Source organism: Streptomyces durocortorensis (assembly GCF_031760065.1).
GTDB lineage: Bacteria > Actinomycetota > Actinomycetes > Streptomycetales > Streptomycetaceae > Streptomyces.
The window spans coordinates 692,643-716,726 of record NZ_CP134500.1; the positions used below are offsets into that span (position 1 = coordinate 692,643).

The window sequence follows — 24,084 nt, forward strand, 5'->3', positions numbered from 1 at the left end:
TTCCCTGTTCTATCCGACCCATGACCGACTATTCCCCGGACGCCACCGACTGGCGCATCCTCGACGTCCTTCAGCGCGACGGGCGGGCGACGTTCGCCGAGCTCGCCCGTGCCGTCGCCATGTCCCCGAGCGCCGTGACCGAGCGGGTGCGGCGGTTGGAGGAGCTGGGGGTGATCAGCGGGTACGCGGCCGTGGTGGACGCCGAACGGCTGGGGCTGCCGATCCTCGCGCTCGTACGGCTGCGGTACCCGAACGGCAACTACAAGCCGTTCCACGACCTCCTGGAGACCACGCCGGAGATCATCGAGGCCCACCACGTCACCGGTGACGACTGTTTCGTCCTCAAGGTGACAGCCCGCTCGATGAAGCATCTGGAGGAGACCACCGGCCGGATCGGCGCCCTGGGCTCCGTCACGACGAGCATCGTCTACTCCTCGCCGCTCCCCCGTCGCGCGATCGGACGCTGAACCGGCGTGCGCCCGGCGGGGGTCACAGGCGGTGGCGCACCGAGGAGCCCTGCCGCTCCTTGACCACTTCGAGGCGGACCGGGATACGGCGGCGCAGGTCGGCCACGTGGCTGACGATGCCCACACTGCGGTCCCGCTCCCGCAGCGAGTCCAGCACGTCGAGCACCTCGTCCAGGGTCTGGTCGTCGAGGCTGCCGAAGCCCTCGTCGATGAAGAGGGTGTCCAGGCGTACGCCGCCCGCCTCCTCGGTCACCACGTCGGCGAGGCCGAGCGCGAGGGCGAGGGAGGCGAAGAACGTCTCGCCGCCGGACAGGGTCGCGGTGTCCCGTTCGCTGCCGGTCCAGGCGTCCACCACGTGCAGCCCGAGCCCCGCCCTGCGGCCGCCGGTGCGGGCGTCGGAGTGGACGAGGGTGTAGCGGCCGGAGGACATCCGCCGAAGGCGCGCGGTGGCGGCCGCCGCCACCTGTTCCAGGCGGGCGGCCAGGACGTAGGCCTCCAGGCGCATCTTGCGTTCGTTGTCGGCGGAGGTGCCCGCGGCCAGGCCCGCGAGCCGGGCGACGCGCTCGTACTCCTGGCGCACCGGGCCCAGCCGCCGGACCTCGTCGGCGGCCAGCGACGAGAGGCGGGACAGCTCGGCGCAGCGCTCCCGGGCGGCAGCGAGTGCGGAGGCGGCCTCCCGCAGCAGCCATTCCGCCGTGTCGAACGCGCCCTGTGCGGCGGCGGGTCGGGCAGGGGGACGCTCCGCCGCGGCGCGGGCGTCCTGCTCGGCGCGGCGGTCCGCGACCGCGGCGGCCTCGGACTGCCAGGCGTCGATGCGGTGTTGGAGGTCGCGTTGGGCGGCGGCGTCGAGGAGGGTCGCCGCGGCGTCCTGCGGGGTGTCGAAGCCCGCGCGGAACGCCGCGTCGGACAGCCGGTCGTCCGCTTCCTTGCGCCGCTGGGCCGCTTCCTGTTCAGCGCGTACGGCCTCGGCGGCGTCCGCGAGCAGCGCGACCCGGCGGGTGAGGCGGTCCGCGTACGCGGCTACCGAGCCGGACTCGGCCCGGGCCACGGCGAGTTCGCCCTCCAGCCCCACCTGTTCGCGGTCGAGCGCCTCGCGCCGCGAGGTGCGGGCGGCGTCCCTGCGCTCGGCCTGCTGGCGGAGTTCGAGCCGCCCGAGGTGCTCGCGCTCGGCCGCGTCGAGAGCCTCGTGCGCGGCGTGGGTCCCGGCGGCGAGGCGGTGGGCCTCGGCATGCTCCTCGGTCAACCGGTCGACGATCTGGCGGAGTTCGGCGACGGACGGGCCGGAGCCGGCCTCGGCCGGAAGGCCGGCGGGCTCCGCCGCCTGCGCGGGGACCGGGGCGGCGGGGAGGCCCGCGGTCGGCTCCGCCCGCGCGGCGTGCTCGTCGGCGGCAGGGCACGCAGCCGCCCCGTCCCCTGCCGTCACCGAAGGCTCCGCCTCGCGGGCCTCGGCGTGGGCTGCCGCGTGGCGTTCGCGGATGAGGCCGAGGGCCTGCTCCGCGCGGGCGCGGGCCTCCTCGGCGCGCCGGTGGGCGGTGAGAGCGGCCTCCTCGGTGGCCCGGTCGACATGGCCGTCGCCCTCGGTGGCGGGCGCCGGGTGGTCGGCGGAGCCGCAGACGGTGCAGGGCGCGCCGTCGACGAGCCCCGCGGCCAGCTCCGCCGCGATGTCGCGCAGCCGCCGCTCCCGCAGCCCGAGCCAGGTCTCGTGGGCGTCGAGGGCGCGTTCCCGGGCCTCGGACAGGGCGTGCCGGGCGGTCTCCTCCTCGACGGCCAGGGCGTCACGGCGGAGGGCCGCGTCCAGTCGGCGGCGGGCCGGCCCGAGGCGTCCGGCGAGTTGTTCGGCGCGGGTCGCGGCCTCCTGGGCCGTCGCGACGCGCTCCCGGAGCCGGGTGTGGACGGCGTCCCAGTCGGCCAGCCACGCGTCCGCGTCGCGGACGGTCGCGTCGTCAGCCCGGGCCTCCCGCTCCAGGAGGTCCCGTTCCTCGTCGATCTCAGTGCTGCGCCGCTCGGCCCGGCGGGCGGACTCCAGGCCGCCCAGCTCCTGCCGGAACCGGCGCTCCAGCTCGGTGAGTTGTTCGGCGCCCGCGTCGACGAGGTCGGGCGACAGTCGCGCCCTGGCCGTGTCGAGGGCGTCGCTCGCCGTCCGGTGGGCGCGCTCGGCCTCCTCGCGCAGCTCCAGCGCGGGGGCGACCCGCTCGGCCTTGCGGGCGCGCTCCAACTGCCGCTGGCAGCAGTCGTGTTCGGGGCGGCTTTCCTCCAGCGCCGCGGCCCGCGCCCGGGTCTCCTCGTACCGCTGCTGGAGGCGGGCCAGTTCGCGTTCGGCGTCCAGGGCGTGGCGGGCGGCGGTCTGCCGCCCCTCCGCCTCGGCGAGCACGCAGTGGGCGATGTCGAGGTGTTCGCGGGCGGCGCTGCGGGCGAGGGCGGCCCATTCCAGGGCGGCGTCGGCGAGGCCGGGTTCGCCGGGCCGGGCCGCGGGCGGCGCGGCCTCGGTCCCGGCGGGTCCGGCGGCCTGGGCGATGCGCTGGAGGAGGGCGAGGATCTTCTCGTCGCCCGCGGTCACCCTGGCCTCGGCGCCCCGGCGCAGTTCGGCGAGCCGCTCCTCGACGGCGGCGAAGCGGCGGGTGTCGAAGAGCCGGCCGAGGAGCTTGCCGCGGGCCTCGGCGTCGGCACGCAGGAAACGGGCGAAGTCGCCCTGCGGCAACAGCACGACCTGGCAGAACTGGTCCCGGCTCATGCCGATGAGCTGGGTCAGCTCCTCGCCGATCTCCTGGTGCGACTTGCTGAGGGCCTGCCAGCCGCGCTCGGGGTCGTGTTCGCGCAGCCTGCTCTGCGCCTTCTCCAGGGTGAAGCCGTCGCCCCGCTTCTTGGGGCGGGGCTGGGCGGGGCTGCGGGTGACTTCGAGGCGTCGGCCGCCGACGGTCAGTTCCAGCTGGACCTCGGTGGCCAGGTCCGCGGGCGCGTGGTCGCTGCGCAGGGAGGCGCCGGGGCTCTGGCGGGCACCGGGGACGGCCCCGTACAGGGCGTAGCAGACGGCGTCCAGGACGGAGGTCTTCCCGGCGCCGGTGGGGCCGTGGAGGAGGAACAGTCCGCCCGAGGAGAGGGTGTCGAAGTCGACTTCCTGGGTGGCGCCGAACGGGCCGAAGGCGGTGAGGGTGAGGCGGTGCAGTCTCAACGGGACACCTCGCGCACGCTCTCGTCCACCCGTACGTCGTCGAACGCGGCGCGCAGGACAGTGCGTTCGAGGTCGCTGGGTCCGCTGCCGCCGCGCACGTGGGCGACGAAGTCCTCGGCGATCTGGTGGTCGTCGCGGCCCTTGAGCCGTTGGGCGTAGGAGGCGAGGGGGTCCTCGGGGGGCCGCTCGGGGTCGAAGACGAGGCTGAGGGTGTGCGGGAAGCGCCGGGCGAGGCGGGCCATGGGGTCGGCGGGGCGGACCGGGTCGGTGAGGGTCGCCTCGACCCAGGCGTGCTCGTGGCGGTCCAGGCCCGGGTCCTCCAGGAGGGTGTCGAGGCGGCCGCGGAGCCGGGCGAGGGGACGTTCGACCGGGCAGTCGATCCGTTCCTCGGCGGCGATGTTCCCGTCGCCGTCGAGGTCGATCAGCCACATGGTCTTGCGGTGGCCGTCCTCGGAGAAGGAGTAGGCGAGCGGGGAGCCGGAGTAGCGGACGCGTTCGGTGACCCGCTGGCTGCCGTGGAGGTGGCCGAGGGCGACGTAGTCGACGCCGTCGAAGACTCCGGCCGGGACGGCGGCGACCCCGCCGACGGTGATGTCGCGTTCGCTGTCACTGGGCTCCCCGCCCGCCACGAAGGCATGGGCGAGGACGACGGAGCGGGTGCCCGCGGGCCGGGCGGCGAGGTCGGCGCGGACCCGGTCCATGGCGGCGGTGAGGACCGCCTCGTGACCGGCCTTGGGGGCACGCAGGGCGTCCTTGACCAGGGCCGGTTCCAGGTAGGGCAGCCCGTAGAGGGCGACGTCCCCGTGGTCGTCGGTGAGGACGACGGGGGTGGCGCAGCCCTCGGGGTCGGTCCGCAGGTGGATTCCGGCCCGCTCGAAGAGTCCGGCGCCGACGCCGAGGCGGCGGGCCGAGTCGTGGTTGCCGGAGATCATGACGGTGGGGACGCCGGCGGCGGCGAGCCGGTGCAGCGCGCGGTCGAACAGTTCGACGGCGCTGAGCGGCGGGACGGCCCGGTCGTAGACGTCGCCGGAGACGAGGACGGCGTCGACCTCGCGTTCCCGTACGGTCGCCACGAGGTGGTCGAGATAGGCGGCCTGGGCCTCCAGCAGGGAGACGCGGTGGAAGGACCGGCCCAGGTGCCAGTCCGAGGTGTGCAGAAGCCTCACGCCACCACCCCGCCGATCCGGGCCCGCATCGCCGTCACTCCGCCGGTACCGGCCCGCATCGTCCTCGTCCTCCACCCCGTGGGTCGCACGCCGTCGGTCCGCGGTCGCGCCGTCGGCAACGACCACGCTAACGCCGCCGGGTCGCCGAACCCGCATCGATCATGATTTTCGCGCCCAGCTCCAGGGTCACACCCCGGTCACACGTCCCCGTACGCCTCGCCGCCCAGCTCCAGTCCGGCGGTCCCGGCGGTCGCGTCGGCCAGCCAGGCGGTGAACGCCGCCACATCGGCGTCCGGCAGCCCGATCTCGATGGTGACGGCCTCCGCGTACCGCACCTCGCGGACGTCCCGGCCGGTGGCCCGAAGATCGTTCTCCAGCTTGCCCGCCCGCTGGTGGTCGACGCGGACCGTGGCGAGCCGGAAGCGCTGCCGGGTGATGGTGCCGAGCGCGTCGAGGGCCTCGCCGACCACTCCCCCGTACGCCCGGATCAGCCCGCCCGCGCCGAGTTTGACGCCGCCGTAGTAGCGGGTGACGACCGCCGCGACGTACCGCATCTCCCGCCGCATGAGCATCTGGAGCATCGGGACGCCCGCCGTTCCGCCGGGTTCACCGTCGTCACTGGCCTTCTGTACGGCGGCGTCGGCGCCGATCACGTACGCGAAGCAGTTGTGGGTGGCGGTGGGGTGCTCCTTGCGGACGCGGGCGACGAAGTCCTGCGCCTCCTGCTCGGTGGCGGCGGGGGCGAGGGAGCAGAGGAAACGCGATCGGTTGATCTCGCTCTCGTGCACACCCGCGCGGGCGACGGTCCGGTACTGCTCCTGCATCCGCCCACCCTATGTCCCGTCGCGCGGGCAGCTCCCGGCACTCCCGTCGGGAATGGCGGACGGGGGCCGCCGGTTGTCCCGGCATGCACGCAGACACAGACGCACGCCAAGAGGCGGAGACGATCCGGCGGATTCTTCAGGACACCGGCGACACCTGGGCGGTGGTGGGCCTGTCCGACAACCCCTCCCGGGCGGCCTACGGGGTGGCTCAGGTGCTCCAGCGGTTCGGGAAGCGGGTGGTGCCGGTGCACCCGAAGGCCGAGGCGGTGCACGGGGAGCAGGGCTACGCCTCGCTGGCGGACATTCCTTTCCCGGTCGACGTGGTGGACGTGTTCGTCAACAGCGAGCTGGCGGGCGCGGTCGCCGACGAGGCGGTGGCGGCGGGCGCGAAGGCGGTGTGGTTCCAGCTCGGGGTGGTGGACCGGGCCGCGTACGGGCGGACGCGGGCGGCGGGCCTGGACATGGTCATGGACCGGTGCCCGGCGATCGAGATCCCGAAGCTGCCGGAGCATGTCTGAGGGTGTGGGACCCGTCCCACGGCGGGAAGGATTTCCGCCGTGGACCACACGCTCCTTCACGACACGCTCGACGGGGCCCTGACGGCGTCGGCCCTCACCGCGCTGGGGGTGCGCCCCGGAGACGTCCTGCTGGTGCACGCCTCGCTGCGGGCGGTGGGCCCGGGCGCGGGCGGGGCCGACGGGGTGCTGGACGCGGTGCGCCGGGCGGTGGGGCCGGAGGGCACGGTGGTGGTCCCGGCCTTCACTCCGGAGAACTCGGACACCTCGCCGCACTACCGCGAGCGGGTCCGGGGGCTGGGCGACGCGGCGCGCGAGGCGGTGCGGGCGTCGATGCCCCCGTTCGACCCGGCGCTGACACCCGCGCCGTCGATGGGCGCGCTGGCCGAGACCGTGCGGACGGCGGCGGGCGCCGCGCGCAGCGCCCATCCGCAGACCTCGTTCGCCGCGCTCGGCCCAGGTGGAGCAGGTCTCCTCAGCGGCCACCGGGCCGACTGCCATCTGGGGGAGGATTCGCCGCTCGCCCGGCTGTACGAGGCGGACGCCCGGATTCTGCTGCTCGGCACCGGCTACGCCACCTGTACGGCCTTCCACCTGGGCGAGTACCGCATGCCGGGTCCGCCGCGCCGCCGCTACCGCTGTGTGGTGGCGCCCGCGGGTGTGCGCCAGTGGTGGGAGTACGAGGACGTCGCCCTGGACGACAGCGACTTCGCGGCCCTGGGCGCGGCGTTCGAGGAGGCCGCCGCCGGTGACGTACGGACGGCCCGGCTGGGGGCGGCCGCCTGCCGGCTCGTCGGGCTGCGGGCGGCGGTCGACTTCGCCACGGGCTGGCTCACGGAGCACCGGCCGGCGACGGCCGGCTGAGGCTGTCCGCCGGGCGGACACCGCCGACCGCCCCGGGCTTCTCAGCGGGCGGGCGGGATGGCGACGGCCAGGGTGAACACGGTCGGCTCGACGCCCTCGTTGCGGTAGCCGTGGGACACGTGCGCCTGGAACGTGGCGGAGGTGCCCGCGGGGACGGGGTAGCTCCGGTCCTCGACGAGGAGGGTCAGTTCGCCCTCGGTCACATGGAGCAGTTCGACGGTTCCCTCGGGGTGCGGGTCGGAGGTGCTGCCCTCGCCGGGCATCAGCCGCCAGGCCCACAGTTCGAGCGGGCCCCGGGCCTCGGTCCCGACGACCAGCGTCGTGGAGCTGCCCGCTTCGGTGGACCACATACGGACGGCCTGGCTCTGCGGCACCAGCCGGACCTGGGCGTCCTGCTCCTGGTCGAGAAGAGTGGTGATGCTGACCCCGAGGGCGTCGGCCAGCTTGACGGTCGTACCGACGCTGGGGTTCGTGCGGGCCTGCTCGATCTGGATGATCATGCCACGGCTGACTCCGGCGCGGGCCGCGAGGACGTCGAGGGTGAAGCCGCGCTCCCCCCGCCAGCGCTTGAGGTTGCGGGCGAGCGACCGGGTGAGCTGATCGAGGTCGGACACGTTCCGTCCCTGCGGTGGATGGCGGAGTGTGAAGGGGCCAGGCGTGGGCGGCACAGTCGCGTACAGCGCATGCCGGGGTCAAGAATATTGCACCGCCCCGCATGGCACTGCTCCGCATGGCACTGCCCCACGGCGTGCGCCCCCGATCACGGGCCGGTGGTGTCCCGCGCCCCGTCCAGCTCGGTGAGGGCGAGGAGCTGCTCGGGCGTGACGCCTTCCGGGATGGGCACGGGTGCGGGCGTGCGCAGGGGCGGCTGCCAGCCCGTCTCCGGGTCCCAGCTGCGCACGACGCGGGCCGGGGCGCCCGCGACCACCGCGTGGTCGGGGACCTCGCCCCTGACGACCGCGCCCGCCGCGACCACCACGTTCCGGCCGAGCCTGGCTCCGGGCAGGATCACGGCGCCGGTGCCGATCCAGCAGCCGGGGCCGATCGCCACGGGCTCCATCCGGGGCCACTGCTTGCCCACGGGCTCGTGCGGGTCGTCGTAGCTGTGGTTCGTCGAGGTGATGTAGACGTACGGACCGCAGTACGTGTCGGAGCCGATCGACACGGTCGTGTCCGCGATGACGTGGCTGCCGCGCCCCAGCACGACGCCGTCGCCCAGCGTGAGGATGGGGTCGGGCCCCAGGTCCAGGTCAGGCATCATTCCGGCCGTGAGGGTCACCTGCTCGCCGATGATGCAGTGCGCGCCGAGCTCGATCCACGGCTCCCCGAAGACGGTTCCCTGCGGGAAGGCGAGCCGGGTGCCCTCGCCGATCGCGCCGAACCGCAGCCGCCCGGGGTGTTCCGCGGTGACCGCGCCCGCCTCCTGCACCCACGCCCAGCCCCGGTGCACCGCGCGAGAGGCGGCACGGCGCGGCCAGCGGGCGAGGAAGGAGAACGTGTTTCGGTTCTTCGGCACGGGCTCACGGTAGTCGGAGGCGCGGGTGGCGATCCGCGCGGTGACCTGTGATGTTCGCCCCACTGCTCGGCGCACGCCGGGAACCGTCACCTACCGTGTGAGTCGGCCCGATCCGGCGGAGAGGGCCCCAGGAGCACCACACCGGCGCGAGGGAGCAGGCGATGGCGGAGCAGGCGTTGATCACGGGCATGGGCGGCAAGGAGCCGGACATCGCCGTGGACGCGTTCGTGGCCCCGACGTCCGTGGTCATCGGCGAGGTGACGCTCGCCCCGGGCTCCAGCGTCTGGTACCAGGCCGTGCTGCGCGCCGACTGCGGCCCCATCACGCTCGGCCCCGACAGCAACATCCAGGACAACTGCAGCGTGCACACCGACCCCGGGTTCCCGCTGACCGTGGGCGCGCGGGTGTCGGTCGGCCACAACGCGGTGCTGCACGGCTGTGTGATCGAGGACGACGTGCTGGTCGGGATGGGCGCCACGGTGCTCAACGGTGCGCACATCGGCGCGGGCTCGCTGATCGCGGCGCAGGCACTCGTTCCGCAGGGGATGCGGGTCCCGCCGGGGTCGCTCGTCGCGGGGGTGCCCGCCAAGGTCAAGCGGCCGCTGACGGAGGAGGAGCGGGAGGGCATCCGCTTCAACGCCGCCGGGTACGTGGAGCTGGCCAAGGCCCACCGCCAGGCGCACGAGGCCTGAGGCCGCACGCCGGGACGCGCCGGAACACGTCGGGCCGTGAACGCGTGAACGGCGTACGGCCCGGGGCCGTACGCCGTTCGTCCGCCGCCTACGCCGTTCGTCAGTCGTCGGCGCGCGGTCTCAGCTGTTGGGGCGCAGGGTCCACACCACGGTCATCTCTCCGGTGACCGCGCCGTCGGCACGCGTGATCTCGATGGCGACGGGGAACTCGGGGCGCTCCCCGGCGTCGAGTTCGGCGACGACGTCGGCGATCGGGCGGCCGAGGGTGGCCGTCGCGGTGACCTCGCCCATGGCGAGCTTCTTGTAGCCGATCTCCGCCTTCACGGCGAGCGGCACCGCCCGCGACATCTGGTCGCCGAAGGCGGCGATGACGATGGCACCGCTGGCGGACTCGGCGAGCGTGAACATCGCTCCGGCGTGCGGTCCGCCGACGTGGTTGTGGTAGTCCGCCTGGTCCGGCAGCCGGACGACGGCACGCTCCGGGGTCGACTCCAGGAATTCGAGGTTGAGGGTCCGGGCCATCGGAACCGTCGCGACGAGCATCTCGCCGACGGTCATCTGTTCAGCGCTCATGGACCGAAGGTTACTCACGAGTAGCCAGGTTTGGCCATCCCCCCGTGACAGCACCGGAACAGCACTGGGACAGGGGCGGCCGTAGCAGTGGACACGCAGCCCCTCTATGGTTACTGGCCATGTGGCCAGGACAGCAGCCGCCCGGGGGCGAGCAGAACCCGCAGGACCAGAACCAGAACCCGTACCAGCAGCCGGGGTACCAGCAGCCGAATCCCTATCAGCAACCGGGGTATCCGCCGCAGGGCCAGCCGGGGCAGCCCGGGGAGCCGGGATACGGATACCCGCAGGGGCAGCCCGGCGCGCAGCCGGGGTACCCGCAGCCCAATCCGTACCAGCAGCCGACCGTGGCGCAGTACGCGGTCCCGGGTACGCCCGGCGGGCCGAAGCCCGGCGACGACAAGAAGAAGACGACGATCGTGGCGATCGTCGCGGCGCTCGCGGTCGTGGCGGCCGCGGGCGTGACCGGTTTCCTGGTGTTCGGCAAGGACGACGAGGGCGGCAAGTCCGTCGCCGACGGCAAGAAGTCCGCGTCGCCGAGCGCGAAGCCCAGCGAATCGGACACCGGTGCCGCGCCGGCGGAGAACCCGCGGGGCTCGGACGGGGACCCCAAGCCGCTCATCGCGGGCTGGAAGGTCGTCACCAACCCCAAGTGGGGCACGCAGTTCGACGTTCCCGGCGACTGGGAGGTCGCGGGCACGGGCGTGTTCTCCGGCTTCGAGGACGTCAAGGACCCCACCGGCCCGCCGGTCGTGGGCTTCTCCGCACCCGCCTACTACAAGAGCAAGTGGTGCGTCGACGACTCCGACGGGGACGGCCGCGAGGAGAGCACCGGGCTGGCCGGCGTCGGCACGAAGGGCGCCCAGGGCGCCAAGAGCGCCGAGGAGGCCGCCCGGAACGAGGCCGCCAACTGGGTGTGGGGCGCCTACGCCCAGACGGACCCCAAGAGCAAGGTCAAGATCGGCAAGCCCGAGGCCTACACCACGAAGTCGGGTCTGTCGGGCAGTGTCGTGGAGGCCACCGCCCTGGAGCTGAGCAACAAGGAGAAGTGCGACACCGACGGGAAGTCGATCGCCTTCACCTTCAAGAACGCCAAGGACGAGTTCTCGACCTGGGTGCTCTACGCGAACGCGGGCGTCAAGGACGAGCTTCCGGACACGACCGTCCAGAAGATCCTGAGCACCGTTCGACTGGCCGGCACACCCACCGACTGACCCGCGCCCGGCCGCCGCACGTCCCCGCCTCAGCCGACGCTGAAGGCCCCGTCCGGCGGCTCGGGCGAGGCGACCGCGTCCGCGTCGGCCACCGGGCGGGCCGCGCCCATGAACCGGGTCACCGCCTCACCGTGGGTGACCCGGGCCGGGAAGGCGTCGGCGGCGCAGCGCCGGGTGAGCGGGGCCGCGTCGACCGGGGCGTGCGAGGCGAGCAGGACGACATTGCCGAAGCGCCGGCCGCGCAGCACCGCCGGTTCCCCGATCAGCGCCACCTCCGGGAAAACGGCCGAGAAGTTGGCCAGTTGGGAGCGGAGGAAGGCGAACGGGGCGCTGTCGGCCAGGTTGGCCGCGTAGATGCCGTGGGGGCGCAGCGCCCGCCCGGCGGCGCGCGCGTACTCCACGGAGGTGAGGTGCGCGGGCACCCGGGAGCCGCCGAAGACGTCCGCGATCAGGAGGTCGGCACTGGCCGGGGCCGCCGCTTCCAGCCGGGCCCGGGCGTCGGCGGCGTGCACGGTGATCCCGCTGCCCTCGGGCAGCGGCAGGTGTTCCCCGACCAGCCGCAGGAGACCCCGGTCCGCCTCCACGACGTCCTGGCGCGAGCCGGGCCGGGTCGCGGCCACATAGCGCGGCAGGGTCAGCGCCCCGCCGCCGAGGTGCAGGACGTCCAGCGGGGCGCCCGGCTCCGCCGCCCCGTCCACGACGTGGGCGAGCCGCCGTACGTACTCGAACTCCAGGTGGGTGGGGTCGTCCAGGTCGACGTAGGACTGGGGGGCGTCGTCGACGGTGAGCAGCCAGGCCCGGTCGCGGTCGATGTCCGGCAGCAGCCGGGCGGTGCCGCAGTCGACGTCGCGGATGACGGGTATCGGCTCGTTCACCCCTCCATTGTCGCCGGTGCCGCCCGCCACCCCTGAACTCGGGGGTGGCGGGCGGGCGGACCGCTAGAGCAGGCCGGTGACCGTGCCCGCGCCGACCGTGCGGCCGCCTTCGCGGATCGCGAAGCCGAGACCGGTCTCCAGCGGGACGTCACGGCCCAGCTCCACGGTCATCGTGACGGTGTCGCCGGGGCGCGCGACGGCCGCGTCGCCGAGGTCGACATCGCCGACGACGTCCGCCGTACGGATGTAGAACTGCGGCCGGTAGCCGGTGGCGACCGGGGTGGTCCGGCCGCCCTCCTTCGCCGACAGCACATAGACCTGCGCGGTGAACCGGCGGCTCGGGCTCACGCTGCCGGGCGCGGCCACGACATGGCCGCGGCGGACCCGGTCGCGCTCCACCCCGCGCAGCAGCAGCGCCACGTTGTCCCCGGCCTCGGCGGACTCCATCGGCTTGCCGAAGGTCTCCAGACCGGTGACGACCGTCTCCACTTCCGCGCCCAGCACCTCGACCCGGTCGCCGACGCGGACGGTGCCTCGCTCGACGGCGCCGGTGACGACGGTGCCCCGGCCGGTGATGGTCAGGACGTTCTCGACGGACAGCAGAAACGGCGCGTCGGTGTAGCGCACTGGCATCGGCACGTACGTGTCGACGGCGTCCAGCAGCCCCTCGATCGCCGCCGTCCAGCGTGGGTCGCCCTCCAGCGCCTTCAGCCCGGAGACCCGGACCACGGGCACGGCGTCGCCGCCGTATCCGTGCGCGGAGAGCAGGTCGCGGACCTCCAGCTCGACCAGGTCGGTCAGCTCGGGGTCGCCCGCGTCGGCCTTGTTGAGGGCCACGACGATGTGGTCGACGCCGACCTGACGGGCCAGCAGGACGTGCTCGGCGGTCTGCGGCATGATCCCGTCGAGCGCGGAGACGACGAGGATCGCCCCGTCGAGCTGCGCCGCTCCCGTGACCATGTTCTTGATGTAGTCGGCGTGTCCGGGCATGTCGACGTGGGCGTAGTGGCGGGTGTCCGTCTCGTACTCGACGTGCGCGATGTTGATCGTGATGCCGCGCTGGGCCTCCTCGGGGGCCCGGTCGATCCGGTCGAAGGACACGTAGGAGGTGCTGCCGCCGCCGCGCTCGCTGAGGACCTTGGTGATGGCGGCGGTGAGGGTGGTCTTGCCGTGGTCGACGTGGCCCATGGTGCCGATGTTGAGGTGCGGCTTGGTGCGCACGTATGCCGTCTTGGGCATGGCTGGTTCCTTTGAGAACGCGAAGCTGATGAAGAGAAGACCCCAGGGCCCCGCCGACCCTCCCCTTGCGGGGTCCGCCGGACTGTCGGGGGAGGGTCAGCTTCGGGCGCCGCCGATGGGCGCCGCGGCAGCGGTGAACGCTGCTGCCAGGACTGCTGCTGCGTTCGCGGCAGCCTTCGGCGCGTCCGCGACTGCGGACTGCGCTGCGAGGAAGGCGTACCGGAACATGCCCCTGATCATGTCGGGGAACGGCCGCCGCGTCGAACGGTTTTCGGCTGCCTCAGAGATGCTTGAGCGCCTCACGCACGGACAGCGGTGACAGCCGGTCCCGGGCGCCCTCGACGAAGGCCCGTACGGCGGTGGGATCGGTCTTGGCGTACTCCCGCAGGGCCCAGCCGATCGCCTTGCGGATGAAGAAGTCCGGGTCGTCCGCGCGTCGCAGGCAGTGGTCGAAGAGCCGTTCGGCATCGGTGGCCGACTTGTAGCGCAGCTGGTGCAGCAGGGCGGTCCTGGCCACCCAGAGGTCGTCGTCGATCCAGCGGTCCATCTCCCGGCCGAGCGCCGGATCGGCTGCGACCAGAGGCCCCGCGACATACGCGGCGAGCAGATCGACCGTGTCCCACCAGGGGACGGTGGAGACGAGGTGGTGCAGGACGGGCAGGGATCCGGAGGAGCACCGGCCCGCGTGGCGGCGCAGGTAGTCGACGGCGAAGTAGTGGTACTCGCGCTCGGGCAGCCGCCAGCAGCGCAGGGCGACCGCCGTGCAGTCCCGCTCGTCCGGCCGCCCGGTGCCCGCCAGCACGGCCCGCGACAGGGCCCGGCGCTCGGGGGTGGGAATCCCGAGGAACGGCGCGACGTGCTTCATGTACGCGGCGGCCGCCTGGGCCCGTACGGGGTCGGCGGCCGGGGCGTACGCGGCGGTCAGCCGTTCCAGCACGGCGTCGGCGAGCGGGCTGTCCGGCGGTACGGGGGCGGGGCGGGCGGCGGCGTTCACGCGACGCACATTACGGCGATCACACATCGTTTTCGGTTACTCTCCCGGAATGTTCGACCCCGTCCCCGCTGCCCGGCCCGCCGAGGGTCCGGCCCTGCGGCTCTCCAGGGCGCTGCTCTCGCCGTGGTCCCGGTTCTCGTTGCTCGTCGTGGTCCTGCTCGGGGCCGCCTCGACGATGCTGCTGTTCGAGCCACAGCGGCTGCTGGCTTCGGGGTGGCCGCCCCAGCTGACCGGCAGCGCGGCGGCGATGCTCTTCGGGCTGGCGTACGGGGCGCTGACGGTGGCGTTCGTGCCGCGTCCGCTGCTCAACCTCGCCGCCGGGGCGCTCTTCGGTACCCAGACGGGTCTGGCGGCGGCGCTGGCGGGCACGGTCCTGGGCGCGGGCGTCTCGTTCATGCTGGGCCGGGTGCTGGGCCAGGACGCGCTGCGCACGCTGCTGCGGGGGAAGCTGCTCACCGCGGCCGACGGGATGCTCAGCCGGCACGGCTTCCGCTCGGTGCTGGCCCTCCGCCTCTTCCCCGGCATCCCGTTCGCCGCCGCCAACTACTGTGCGGCGACCTCCCGCATGGGCTGTCCGCCCTTCCTCCTGGCCACGGGGCTCGGCTCCATCCCGAACACGGCGGCGTACGTGATAGCGGGCAGCGAGGCCGCTTCGCCGACCTCGCCCCTCTTCCTGGCCGCGACGGGCTTCATCGCGGTGTCGGCTCTCGGCGGGGCGCTGGTCGCCTGGCGCAAGCGCCACCGGCTGGGCCGGGGCACGGCGAAGGGCTGACCGGACGGCGACCGGGGCCGGTCGGCCCCGTTCACTTTCAGGCGATACGCTGCCCGCGACCGACCAAGGATCTCCCGGGGCCCGGGCCCCTCTTTCGTGATGTCCTTGACCGCACGCCGCACGCCGCCGACGGGCACCTTGCTCGTGGCCGATGCACGATCACCTCCGGGATGGCCAAAGCCCCATGAGCTGGTTCGAATCATTCGTCCTGGGACTCGTTCAGGGACTGACCGAGTTCCTGCCGATCTCCTCCAGCGCCCATCTGCGGCTGACCGCCGCGTTCGCCGGCTGGCAGGACCCGGGGGCGGCGTTCACGGCGATCTCCCAGATCGGCACGGAGGCGGCGGTGCTCATCTACTTCCGCAAGGACGTCGCGCGGATCGTGTCGGCGTGGTTCCGCTCGCTGACCGACAAGGCGATGCGCTCCGACCACGACGCCCAGGTGGGGTGGCTGGTCATCGTGGGCTCGATCCCCATCGGGGTGCTGGGCCTCACGCTCAAGGACCACATCGAGGGGCCGTTCCGCGATCTGCGGCTGATCGCGACGACCCTGATCGTCATGGGCATCGTCCTCGGCATCGCCGACCGGCTGGCCGCACGCGACGAATCGGGCGGCAGGCACCGCGTGGTGAAGGAGCGCAAGACCCTCAAGGACCTCGGCGTCCGGGACGGCCTGATCTACGGCTGCTGCCAGGCGATGGCGCTGGTCCCCGGGGTCTCCCGGTCGGGCGCGACGATCAGCGGTGGTCTGCTGATGGGCTACACCCGTGAGGCGGCGGCCCGCTACTCCTTCCTGCTGGCGATCCCCGCCGTGCTCGCCTCGGGCGCCTACGAGCTCAAGGACGTGGGCGAGGGACACGTCTCCTGGGGCCCGACGATCTTCGCGACCCTGGTGGCGTTCTTCGTCGGATACGCCGTCATCGCGTGGTTCATGAAGTTCATCACCACCAAGTCCTTCATGCCGTTCGTCATCTACCGCATCATTCTCGGCATCGTCATCTTCGTCCTCGTCTCGGCGGGTGTACTGAGCCCGCACGCGGGTGAGTCGGCGGGCTGAGGACAGCCCTCGGTCCACAGTCAGGTGTGCGTCCCGCCCGGGAGCAGCCGGGCGGGACGATCCAGCAGCGCAGCAGCCAGCAGCGCGGATAGATGTCACCACCGTAGGACGAGGGTCTGACAACGCGGTCGCACCGACGGCTCAGGGGGTGACGAGCCCCGTCGCCGCCAGGACCGCGTCCACCGTCTCCGCCACCGTCAGCTCGGAGTTGTCGATCCGGACGCCCTCGTCGGCCACCTCGGCGCACATCGCCCTCTCCAGGAACGACCAGTCCGTCGTGAGCGGCTTGTCCCGGGCGAGGTTGCGCTCCCCCGCCTTCGCCGCGCCCGGGGTGAGCACCACGAAGTGCAGCGGCCCGAGGGCGATCCGCCGTCGGTAGAAGTCGAGGTGGGCCCGGCGTACGACCACGTCGTCGATGACCGGCAGAAAGCCCGCGGCGGCGAAACTGTCCGCCAGCAGGCAGGCGTTGCGGGCCCGGAGGAAGATCTGCCGGTCCGCCTCCTCGTCCGGCTCCGGTGCGGGCCACCGGCCGCCGGAGACGATGAGGTCCTGGAGGGCGTCCACCTCGATGTGGGCCGAGGCGGCGAACCGGGCGGCGAGCGCGGCGGCCACCGTGCTCTTGCCGCTGCCGGGGATACCGCTCAGCAGGACCGTCCCCGGGGCCGGTTCCGCGTCCACCGGGACTTCCGTCCACCCCATGGCCACGCCCTTCGGTCACCTCGGTCAGTACACGTCACGCACGTATCTGCGGTCCGAGGCCAACTGCTTGACCTGGACCGCCGCCGCCTCGGGGTCGAGACCCCCGTGGGCGACCGCGATGTCGCGCAGGGCACGGTCGACGTCCTTGGCCATCCGGGAGGCATCACCGCAGACGTAGAAGTGGGCCCCCTCACGCAGCCAGGACCAGAGCTGGGCGCCGTGCTCACGCATCCGGTCCTGGACGTAGACCTTGGCCCGCTGGTCGCGGGAGAACGCGGTGTCCAGCCGGGTGAGCGTACCCGCTCGGCGCAGTGCGTCGAGTTCCTCACGGTAGTAGAAGTCGGTGGCCCGGTGCTGCTCGCCGAAGAACAGCCAGTTGGCGCCGGAGTGCCCCAGCGCCCGGCGCTCCTCCAGGAAGCCCAGGAACGGGGCGACCCCGGTTCCGGGCCCCACCATGACCATCGGGGTGGCCGGGTCTGCGGGCGGGCGGAAGCGCTCGTTGCGCTGGACGAAGACCGGCACGGGACTGTCCGGCGCGGCGTCGGCGAGGAAGGTGGAGGCCACACCCTTGCGTGTCCGGCCGCGGTGGCTCTCGTAGCGGATCACGGAGACCGTCAGGCGCATCCGGTGGGGGTCGACGAGCGGGCTGGAGGCTATGGAGTACAGCCGGGGCCGCAGCGGTTTGAGCACGGCGGCCCACTCGGCGGCCGTGGCCCGGGCGGGGTGCTCGGCGAGGACGTCGACGGCCTGCCTGCCCCATGTCCACCGGTCCCGCTCGCCCTTGTTGTCCGGGCGCAGCAGCTTCTTCAGGGTCCGGTCCCCGGTGTGGTCGGCGACCAGGCGCAACAGGTCCGGGGTGATGCGGGTGATGTCGAGGTGGCGGCGGAGGGCCTCGTCGAGCGCGACCTGGCCGTGGCCGGGGACGTCCACCCCGTCGGCGGGGTCCAGTCCGGTGGCGGCCAGCCATTCGGCGACCAGCTCGGGGCAGTTGAGCGGCTGCACTCCGAGGGCGTCCCCGGCCTCGTAGGTCAGCGGGGTGTCCCCGTGCCGGGTGTCGAGCGTGAACGCGCGGACCTCCTTCGTCGCGCCGGGCAGGCTCAGCAGCCGGTTCCCGGTGAGGAGGGCGGGGACGGGGACGGCGCGGGCGGGGACGGCCGGGACGGCCGGGACGGCCGGGGCCCGGGGTGCCGGGGCACGCCCGGCCGGGGCCGCGTTGTCCTCCAGCGCCTCCGTCGACTCCGTCGGCGCCTCCAGCGCGGCACGGACCTCTTTGAGCCACTGGTCCACGGGCTGTTCGTAGTCGGGTTCGCAGTCGGTACGCGGGACCAGCCGCTCCGCGCCCAGCTCCCCGAACCGTTCGTCCAGGCGGCGGCCGTGGCCGCAGAAGTCGTCGTACGAGGAGTCCCCGAGCGCGAGAACGGCGTAGCGGACGCCCTCCAGGCGGGGGCTTCCGGGGGCGTTGAGCGACTCCCAGAAGCCGGAGCCGTTGTCGGGGGCGTCGCCGTCACCGAAGGTGCTGGTGACGACGAGGAGATCGGCAGGGCGCGGCAGGGCCTCCGGCGTCCCCTCGTCCATGCCCAGGAGCGAGGTGCGGTGCCCCTCGGCGGCCAGGGTGCGCGCGGCCGAGGCGGCGACCTCCTCGGCGTTGCCGGTCTGCGAGGCCCAGAGCACCACGACGGGCCTGCCCTCGTCCCCGTCCGGGCCGGGTTCCGGGGGTGCGGTGGGCGCGGGCTCGGCGGCGGGGAGCCGGGAGTAGGTGCCCGCCAGCACCCCGTTGACCCACAGGGCGTGGTCCGGGGCGAACGGGGCGTGCTCGGGGAGCACCGGAGTGCCCGACGGCCGGTCGCCGAGGCCCGCCAGGAACCCGGCCAGATAGCGGCGTTCCGGGTCGGTGAGGACGGGCGGGGCGGTGTCCGCGAGCCCGAAGGCCGCGATGAGCGCGGGCCGTTGCCGCTTCTGGCCGTTCCGTGGCACCGCCGGGGCGGCCACCTTCGCCAGCCGTACCGCGCAGACCTTCAGTTCGGGCTGGAAGGAGATCGGGTCGACCGCGTCGTTGGTCACGGCGTTCACGCCGAGGTACTCCCCGAACAGGTCGTTCCAGTGGAACGGGGCGAAGCACTCCCCCGTCCGGACGCGGTCGGTGATCCGGGCCGGGAGCACCGCACGGCCGCGCCGCGAGGCGACCTCGACGCCGTCGCCCTCGGCCAGTCCGAGGGCGGCAGCGTCCTCCGGGTGGATCTCCACGAACGGGCCGGGGTCGAGCCGGTTCAGCTTGCCGATCTTCGCGGTCTTGGTCAGGGTGTGCCACTGGTGCTGGAGCCGCCCGGTGTTGAGGACGAACGGGAAGTCCTCGTCGGGCATTTCGGCCGGGGGCAGATGCGGGCGGGCGTGGAAGACGGCGCGGCCGCCGGGCAGCGGGAAGGCGAGCCTCGGCACGCTGCCGTCGGGCCGTACGGCCAGCTCCTGGCTCACGCCGTCGTTGAGGTACCGCACGGGGTTGCGGGCGGGGCCGTCGACCGCGGCGCTGGGCCACTGCACGGGGGTCTCGCGCAGCCGCTCGTACGTCACTCCGCGCAGGTCGTAGCCGGTGCGCGGGTTCGACGCCCGGGTGATCTCGGCGAAGATCTCCTCGGCGCTCGTGTAGCCGAAGGCGTCCTCGTACCCCATGGCGCAGGCCACCGCCGCGATGATGCGCCAGTCCGGCCAGGCCTCGCCCGGCGGATCGGTGGCGCGGCGGGAGAGGGTGAGCGTGCGCTCCGAGTTGATCATCACGCCTTCGGACTCGGCCCAGAGCGCGGCGGGCAGCACGACATCGGCGTACGCGTTGGTCTCGGTGTCGGCGAACACGTCCTGGGTGACGACGAATTCGGCGGCCTCCAGGCCCTCGATGACGGTTCTGCGGTTGGCGACCGAGGCGACCGGGTTGGTGCAGATGATCCAGCAGGCCTTGATCTCCCCCTCGGCCATCCGCCGGAACATGTCGACGGTGCCGCTGCCCGATCCGTCCGCGCGCAGCGTCCCGGGTTCCAGCCCCCACAGCTCCTCGGTGAAGGCCCGGTCATCGGCGTCGAGCACCGATCGCTGGCCGGGCAGCCCCGGGCCCATGTAGCCCATCTCGCGCCCGCCCATGGCGTTGGGCTGGCCGGTGAGTGAGAACGGGCCGCTGCCGGGGCGGCAGATGGCCCCGGTCGCCAGGTGGAGGTTGACGAGCGCGTTGGTGTTCCAGGTGCCGTGCGTGCTCTGGTTGAGCCCCATCGTCCAGCAGCTCATCCACTCGCCCGCCTCGCCGATCCAGCGGGCCGCCTGTCGGATGTCGGCCTCGGGGATACCGGTGATGCCGGCCACGGTGGCGGGCGGGTAGTCGCGCAGGAAGGCGGGCATCGCCTCCCAGCCGTCGGTGTGCTCGGCGATGAACCCGGGGTCGGTGTGGCCGTTCTCGACGAGGAGGTGCAGCAGCCCGTTGAGGAGGGCCAGGTCGGTACCGGGGCGGATGCGCAGGTACAGGTCGGCCTTGGCGGCGGTGGCGTTGCGCCGGGGGTCGACGACGATCAGCTTCGCACCCGCCTTGACCCGCTCCATCATCCGCAGGAACAGGATCGGATGGCAGTCGGCCATGTTGGCCCCGGTGACGAGGAAGACGTCGGCGTGGGCGAAGTCCTCGTAGGAGCCGGGCGGCCCGTCCGCGCCCAGGGACAGTTTGTAGCCGCTGCCCGCACTCGCCATGCACAGACGGGAGTTGGACTCGATGGTGTTGGTCCCGATGAAGCCCTTGGCCAGCTTGTTGGCGAGGTACTGCGCCTCCAGCGTCATCTGGCCGGAGACGTAGAACGCCACCGCGTCCGGGCCGTGGGTGTCCAGCACGGACCGCAGCCGACGCGCGGTCTCCGCGATCGCGGCGTCCCGGCCGAGCGGGACGGGCTGCTCGCTGCGGTCGGCCCGGGTCACGGCCGTGGTGAGCCGCCCCGGTGCGGCGAGCAGGTCCGCGCCGGTCGCTCCCTTGGTGCACAGCCGGCCGGCGTTCGACGGATGCTCCTTGTCCCCCGACGCCTTCAGCACACCCCGGCGGCCGTCGGGGCCGGTGGCGATGTCCAGGACGATCCCGCAGCCGACACCGCAGTACGAGCAGACCGTACGCACCCGGTCGGTGGCTGGGGCGTACGGAGGCGGGGTCGGCACGGTCATGGGCGGGGCCCTTCGGGGGTCGGGCGTTCCCGGAGGGACGCGGGGTGGGCAGCGGGCACCTCCGAATCTAGGAAAGGCCCGTTACCCAGGGATGACACCGGGCGAACAACACCGGTTACGTCGCCTGCACACCGCCCCCGGACCCTCGGTGAGGCTCCCGGCGGCCGGGCCCGCGCGGGGCAGTCGTCGGCCACGGCCGGGGTCGGGCACTTCCGGCCGGGGCGGCCGACCACTGGAGAGACACCGGGGGCGGGAGAGCCGCCCGGTGCCGGACACGGCAGGAGAGACACCGGGCCCACGGGGCGCGGGCCCGGAGGTGGCGCGCGCGGATCGGGCAGCGGCGCGCGATGCTGCTGGCGTTGGTCGCGCCGCTCCGCCGCCGTCACACGCTCAGCGCCTCCCGGACCGCCTCTCCCCGCTGAAGTTCAAGAACCTCAACGTCCTGGGCCGCTACAGCTTCACCCCCTCCACCCCGCGCCAGGGCCTGCGCCCGCTGCGCGCCCCGGACGCCCCCGAGCTGGACGAGGACGAGGACGAGGAGATGGCGTAGCGGACGGCGGCGATCGCGGGGCGCAGGCGCTACCAGCCCTGTCCCTCCGGCAGGTCACCCAGGCCGGGGGCAGACAGGTGCAGCACCTCGTAGCGCTCGGTCGCCTCCTCGTCCGGCGCGGAGGAGTCCGCCCACACCACGAACCGCAGCAGCTGCCAATGGTGAGGGTCGACGGCCAGTGCAGCGGTGTGTACGCCGTCATGTCCGGAGAGCCGTCGAAGTTGTTCGACCTCCCGCTCGATCAGCGCGGACAGGCCCAGTCCGGTGCCGTCCAGGTCCGCGTCGGAAGGTATCGGGATGAGACGGCGCGAGGCTGCCTTGGGAAGTGCTGAGCGGGCGGGGCCGGCATGGCAGGCAATGCCGGCCCAATGCCGGGCGACGGGGCGGCCGAAGTCCCGAACGATGTTCTGGAATCCTCCGCCACCGACGAGGAAGTGAGCCATCGCACCGGTGTCGTTCCACAGGTAGAAGGGGGCGTACTGGTTGACCGGCGAGCCGTCGATGCCGCGTTCACGGATGGCATACGCCTTCAGACCCAGTCCTGCCCGGTCGTCGAGGACGTGGCCGCCCTCGGCGACCCGCTTACGGATGATCTTCATGTCGTAGTCGGCGGGCAGGGTGATCTCGTACTGCTTTGCGTACACGGACGGCACTGCCTTTGTTCGTGGGTAATCAGTGGGCGAGCGGGCCGGTGAGGTATTCGGCCTCGGTGACATGGGGGCCGCGTTCGGCTTCGGTGCCGTCCTCGGCGACTTCCTGGATGGCCAGATGCGTCATGAAGGTGCTGGAAGAGGCGCCGTGCCAATGCCACTCGCCCGGCGCGACGCGCACACTGTCTCCGGCGCGAATGATGTGCACCTCTCCGCCGCGGCACTGGACGAGCCCGGTCCCCTCGGTGACGTGCAGAACCTGGCCGAGGGGGTGGCGATGCCACGCGGTGCGGGCGCCCGGCGCGAAGTGAACGCTGTCAACCCGGAAGCGCGAGGGTTCCTCGGGCGCGGCGAGCTCGTCGACCCATGCCGCGCCGGAAACCCATTCGGGTGGTGCGACGGCGGTGGGCTGCGGCGTACGGGAGACACGCATGAAACGCAGGACCTCTCTACTCGTGGGTGGTGGAGATATGTGCGGCCAGGAGGCCCAGCACCCCAGTGATCGCCTGGTCGAATGGCTGCACGGAGTCGGCAGCGCGAGCCAGGACGTAGCCGCCTTGCAGTACCGCGACGACAGTCGCGGCGGTCGCCTGCGGGTCCAGCGCGGCACCCAGTTCGCCGCGCTCGCGCCCCTCGACCAGCAAGTCGGCAAGGCGTTCCCGCAGCCAGGCGAGGGTTTCGTCGACGGGGGCCCGCAGCGCAGGGTCGGCCACGACATCCGGGTCCTGGGTAAGGCGCCCAATCGGGCAGCCCTTGAGGACGTCCCGCTCCCGGCGCAGGTACGCGGTGATGCGATCTACCGCGGTCTCCGGTGTGGAGAACTGCTCCTCGGCCCTGGCGCGCATCTCCTCGGCGGTGCGCCGGATCGCGGCGAGCGCCAAGTCCGGTTTTCCAGCGAAGTGGTGGTACATGCTTCCTTGCCCGGCGCCGGCCCGCTGCTGGATCGCTTTCGGGCTGGTGCCGGTGTAACCGCGTTCCCACAGCAGTTCGCGAGTGCTCTCGACAAGACGTTCCGCAGCGCTCATGCAAGCAGTGTACATACTCATAGGTACAGAAGATCCCGAACGCTTGGCAGCGCGAAAACCCGGGCTCATGACGGACCTCAAGAACCTTCCCCGCCCACCGGGTCGGAAGCCGATCTCGTCGAACGCCATCCGTGCCCGAGGTCCAAGGCGGCTCCCGGCTCGCCGTGCCGCTCGCGCTCCGCCGCGGTCGCGAGCGCGTATCACACCGGACGCTTCACCAAGGTGCCGAAGCTCGCGAAGGAGCTGCGGGTGCAGACGCCGGCCGACCGCGGGCCCGGCCAGCCCTGGCGCCCCGGGGCTCCGGTGCCCGCCGCGGTCGATCCGGACCTGCCGAGCGCTGACATCCGTATCGGCTACGGTCGTTGCTCGACGCTCGGGCAGGAGCTCGACTCGCAACTGGACGCACTCGCCAAGCACGGCATCGAGCGAGAAAAGATCTTCAGCGAGAAGATCAGCACCCGTATCAAGGTCCGCCCCGCCTTCGAGGAGGCTCTGAAGAGCGCCCGGGAGATCAGGGCCCACGCGCCGCACTGCCGGGCCCTGTTCACGGTGTACGAGATGAAACGACTCGGGCGGGACGCGGCCGAGCTCACCGCCCTCGCCGACCACCTCACTGAGCACGGCCTGGTACTGGAGATGCTCTCCGGGCCGCTGCCCGGCATCTACGACCCCACCGGGCCGGGCAAGCTGTTGCTCGGCTTCTTCGCGGCGATGGCGGAGACCGAGCGGGAGACCATCCGGGAGTCGACGCTGGAGGGGCTCGATGCCGCGGCCCGCAAGGGCAAGCACGGCGGTCGGCCCCCGGTCATCACCGACGACATGCCGCACACCGTCCTGCGCCGCAAGGCACTCGGCGAGCCCGTCGAGCAGATCCAGCCCGACCTGTTCATCCCCACCGGCAAGCGCAAGGGGCACAGCCCCTCCGTCGCGAGCATCTACCGGGCCCTCGCCGAACACGAGAAGGCCCAGGCGTACCCCGAAGCCATCGAGGTGGCCCACGCTGACTTCGCGGCACTCCTCCGGCGTCCCCCAACCCCGTCCGGA

General features: G+C 73.0%; 22 protein-coding genes and 1 pseudogene. 9 read left to right on the forward strand and 14 right to left on the reverse strand.

The window, feature by feature from the left end; all coding sequences use genetic code 11:
* The first annotated feature begins 20 nt into the window (after nucleotides 1-20).
* Nucleotides 21-467, forward strand: coding sequence for an Lrp/AsnC family transcriptional regulator (locus RI138_RS02910; RefSeq protein WP_030811699.1), 447 nt, complete (start codon nucleotides 21-23; stop codon nucleotides 465-467).
* Nucleotides 468-489: 22 nt separating this feature from the next.
* Here RI138_RS02910 and RI138_RS02915 read toward each other — a convergent pair whose 3' ends face one another.
* From RI138_RS02915 to RI138_RS02925, 3 genes are all read right to left on the reverse strand, one after another.
* The gene (locus tag RI138_RS02915) at nucleotides 490-3,636 is read right to left on the reverse strand and encodes an SMC family ATPase (RefSeq protein ID WP_311118642.1); all 3,147 of its coding nucleotides are present in this window, start codon (nucleotides 3,634-3,636) and stop codon (nucleotides 490-492) included.
* The gene (locus RI138_RS02920; RefSeq protein ID WP_311118643.1) at nucleotides 3,633-4,802 is read right to left on the reverse strand and encodes an exonuclease SbcCD subunit D; all 1,170 of its coding nucleotides are present in this window, start codon (nucleotides 4,800-4,802) and stop codon (nucleotides 3,633-3,635) included. Before RI138_RS02920 ends, RI138_RS02915 begins: the two co-directional genes overlap by 4 nt.
* Nucleotides 4,803-4,999: 197 nt before the next feature.
* Nucleotides 5,000-5,626, reverse strand: a complete 627-nt coding sequence (locus tag RI138_RS02925; RefSeq protein WP_311118644.1) for a YigZ family protein — start codon at nucleotides 5,624-5,626, stop codon at nucleotides 5,000-5,002.
* An 83-nt stretch (nucleotides 5,627-5,709) separates the two neighbouring features.
* Here RI138_RS02925 and RI138_RS02930 point away from each other — a divergent pair, with 83 nt between their 5' ends.
* Nucleotides 5,710-6,144 (forward strand): CoA-binding protein, encoded by a 435-nt coding sequence (locus tag RI138_RS02930; RefSeq protein WP_096631375.1) that lies wholly within the window; start codon nucleotides 5,710-5,712, stop codon nucleotides 6,142-6,144.
* A gap of 39 nt (nucleotides 6,145-6,183) precedes the next feature.
* The gene (locus RI138_RS02935) at nucleotides 6,184-7,005 is read left to right on the forward strand and encodes an aminoglycoside N(3)-acetyltransferase (RefSeq protein ID WP_311118645.1); all 822 of its coding nucleotides are present in this window, start codon (nucleotides 6,184-6,186) and stop codon (nucleotides 7,003-7,005) included.
* 41 nt (nucleotides 7,006-7,046) lie between these two features.
* Here RI138_RS02935 and RI138_RS02940 read toward each other — a convergent pair whose 3' ends face one another.
* Both RI138_RS02940 and RI138_RS02945 read right to left on the reverse strand, forming a co-directional pair.
* The gene (locus RI138_RS02940) at nucleotides 7,047-7,619 is read right to left on the reverse strand and encodes a helix-turn-helix domain-containing protein (RefSeq protein ID WP_311118646.1); all 573 of its coding nucleotides are present in this window, start codon (nucleotides 7,617-7,619) and stop codon (nucleotides 7,047-7,049) included.
* Between the two features lie 146 nt (nucleotides 7,620-7,765).
* A complete protein-coding gene (locus RI138_RS02945; RefSeq protein ID WP_311118647.1) occupies nucleotides 7,766-8,521 on the reverse strand; it encodes an acyltransferase in 756 nt (251 codons plus the stop codon).
* A 161-nt stretch (nucleotides 8,522-8,682) separates the two neighbouring features.
* On the opposite strand from RI138_RS02945, the gene RI138_RS02950 reads away from it, so the two are divergent.
* Entirely contained in the window at nucleotides 8,683-9,213 is a 531-nt protein-coding gene (locus RI138_RS02950) for a gamma carbonic anhydrase family protein (RefSeq protein WP_096631381.1), read from the forward strand.
* Between the two features lie 120 nt (nucleotides 9,214-9,333).
* On the opposite strand, the gene RI138_RS02955 is transcribed toward RI138_RS02950, so the two are convergent.
* Nucleotides 9,334-9,771, reverse strand: coding sequence for a DUF4442 domain-containing protein (locus tag RI138_RS02955; protein WP_311122795.1), 438 nt, complete (start codon nucleotides 9,769-9,771; stop codon nucleotides 9,334-9,336).
* Between the two features lie 134 nt (nucleotides 9,772-9,905).
* Between RI138_RS02955 and RI138_RS02960 the strand changes: the two genes are divergently transcribed.
* Entirely contained in the window at nucleotides 9,906-10,997 is a 1,092-nt protein-coding gene (locus tag RI138_RS02960) for a hypothetical protein (protein ID WP_311118648.1), read from the forward strand.
* Between the two features lie 29 nt (nucleotides 10,998-11,026).
* Here the strand turns inward: RI138_RS02960 and RI138_RS02965 are convergent, their stop codons facing one another.
* The 3 genes from RI138_RS02965 to RI138_RS02975 form a co-directional block, all read right to left on the reverse strand.
* Nucleotides 11,027-11,872 (reverse strand): spermidine synthase, encoded by an 846-nt coding sequence (locus tag RI138_RS02965; protein ID WP_311118649.1) that lies wholly within the window; start codon nucleotides 11,870-11,872, stop codon nucleotides 11,027-11,029.
* Between the two features lie 63 nt (nucleotides 11,873-11,935).
* Nucleotides 11,936-13,111, reverse strand: coding sequence for an elongation factor Tu (gene tuf, locus RI138_RS02970; protein ID WP_311118650.1), 1,176 nt, complete (start codon nucleotides 13,109-13,111; stop codon nucleotides 11,936-11,938).
* Nucleotides 13,112-13,391: 280 nt separating this feature from the next.
* The gene (locus tag RI138_RS02975) at nucleotides 13,392-14,132 is read right to left on the reverse strand and encodes a DNA alkylation repair protein (protein WP_311118651.1); all 741 of its coding nucleotides are present in this window, start codon (nucleotides 14,130-14,132) and stop codon (nucleotides 13,392-13,394) included.
* 22 nt (nucleotides 14,133-14,154) lie between these two features.
* Here RI138_RS02975 and RI138_RS02980 point away from each other — a divergent pair, with 22 nt between their 5' ends.
* Nucleotides 14,155-14,877 carry a TVP38/TMEM64 family protein gene (locus tag RI138_RS02980; RefSeq protein ID WP_096629768.1) on the forward strand — a complete coding sequence of 241 codons (723 nt, stop codon included), beginning with the start codon at nucleotides 14,155-14,157 and terminating at the stop codon, nucleotides 14,875-14,877.
* A gap of 184 nt (nucleotides 14,878-15,061) precedes the next feature.
* Nucleotides 15,062-15,934, forward strand: a complete 873-nt coding sequence (locus RI138_RS02985; protein ID WP_096629767.1) for an undecaprenyl-diphosphate phosphatase — start codon at nucleotides 15,062-15,064, stop codon at nucleotides 15,932-15,934.
* A 141-nt stretch (nucleotides 15,935-16,075) separates the two neighbouring features.
* On the opposite strand, the gene RI138_RS02990 is transcribed toward RI138_RS02985, so the two are convergent.
* Both RI138_RS02990 and RI138_RS02995 read right to left on the reverse strand, forming a co-directional pair.
* Nucleotides 16,076-16,633: an AAA family ATPase gene (locus tag RI138_RS02990; RefSeq protein WP_311118652.1), complete on the reverse strand. Its 558-nt coding sequence runs from the start codon at nucleotides 16,631-16,633 to the stop codon at nucleotides 16,076-16,078.
* Between the two features lie 24 nt (nucleotides 16,634-16,657).
* A complete protein-coding gene (locus RI138_RS02995) occupies nucleotides 16,658-20,815 on the reverse strand; it encodes a bifunctional nitrate reductase/sulfite reductase flavoprotein subunit alpha (RefSeq protein ID WP_311118653.1) in 4,158 nt (1,385 codons plus the stop codon).
* Between the two features lie 265 nt (nucleotides 20,816-21,080).
* On the opposite strand from RI138_RS02995, the gene RI138_RS03000 reads away from it, so the two are divergent.
* Nucleotides 21,081-21,365 (forward strand): hypothetical protein, encoded by a 285-nt coding sequence (locus tag RI138_RS03000; protein ID WP_311118654.1) that lies wholly within the window; start codon nucleotides 21,081-21,083, stop codon nucleotides 21,363-21,365.
* A gap of 29 nt (nucleotides 21,366-21,394) precedes the next feature.
* Here RI138_RS03000 and RI138_RS03005 read toward each other — a convergent pair whose 3' ends face one another.
* The 3 genes from RI138_RS03005 to RI138_RS03015 are packed head-to-tail and all read right to left on the reverse strand — an operon-like array spanning nucleotide 21,395 to nucleotide 23,040.
* Nucleotides 21,395-22,009, reverse strand: a complete 615-nt coding sequence (locus RI138_RS03005; protein ID WP_311118655.1) for a DUF4865 family protein — start codon at nucleotides 22,007-22,009, stop codon at nucleotides 21,395-21,397.
* A gap of 28 nt (nucleotides 22,010-22,037) precedes the next feature.
* The gene (locus RI138_RS03010; RefSeq protein WP_311118656.1) at nucleotides 22,038-22,448 is read right to left on the reverse strand and encodes a (R)-mandelonitrile lyase; all 411 of its coding nucleotides are present in this window, start codon (nucleotides 22,446-22,448) and stop codon (nucleotides 22,038-22,040) included.
* A 16-nt stretch (nucleotides 22,449-22,464) separates the two neighbouring features.
* Nucleotides 22,465-23,040 (reverse strand): TetR/AcrR family transcriptional regulator, encoded by a 576-nt coding sequence (locus RI138_RS03015; protein ID WP_311118657.1) that lies wholly within the window; start codon nucleotides 23,038-23,040, stop codon nucleotides 22,465-22,467.
* On the opposite strand from RI138_RS03015, the pseudogene RI138_RS32535 reads away from it, so the two are divergent.
* Nucleotides 22,933-23,817: pseudogene (locus RI138_RS32535) on the forward strand (recombinase family protein); the annotation flags it as partial. The gene RI138_RS03015 and the pseudogene RI138_RS32535 sit on opposite strands and share 108 nt — an antisense overlap.
* Between the last annotated feature and the right edge of the window lie 267 nt (nucleotides 23,818-24,084).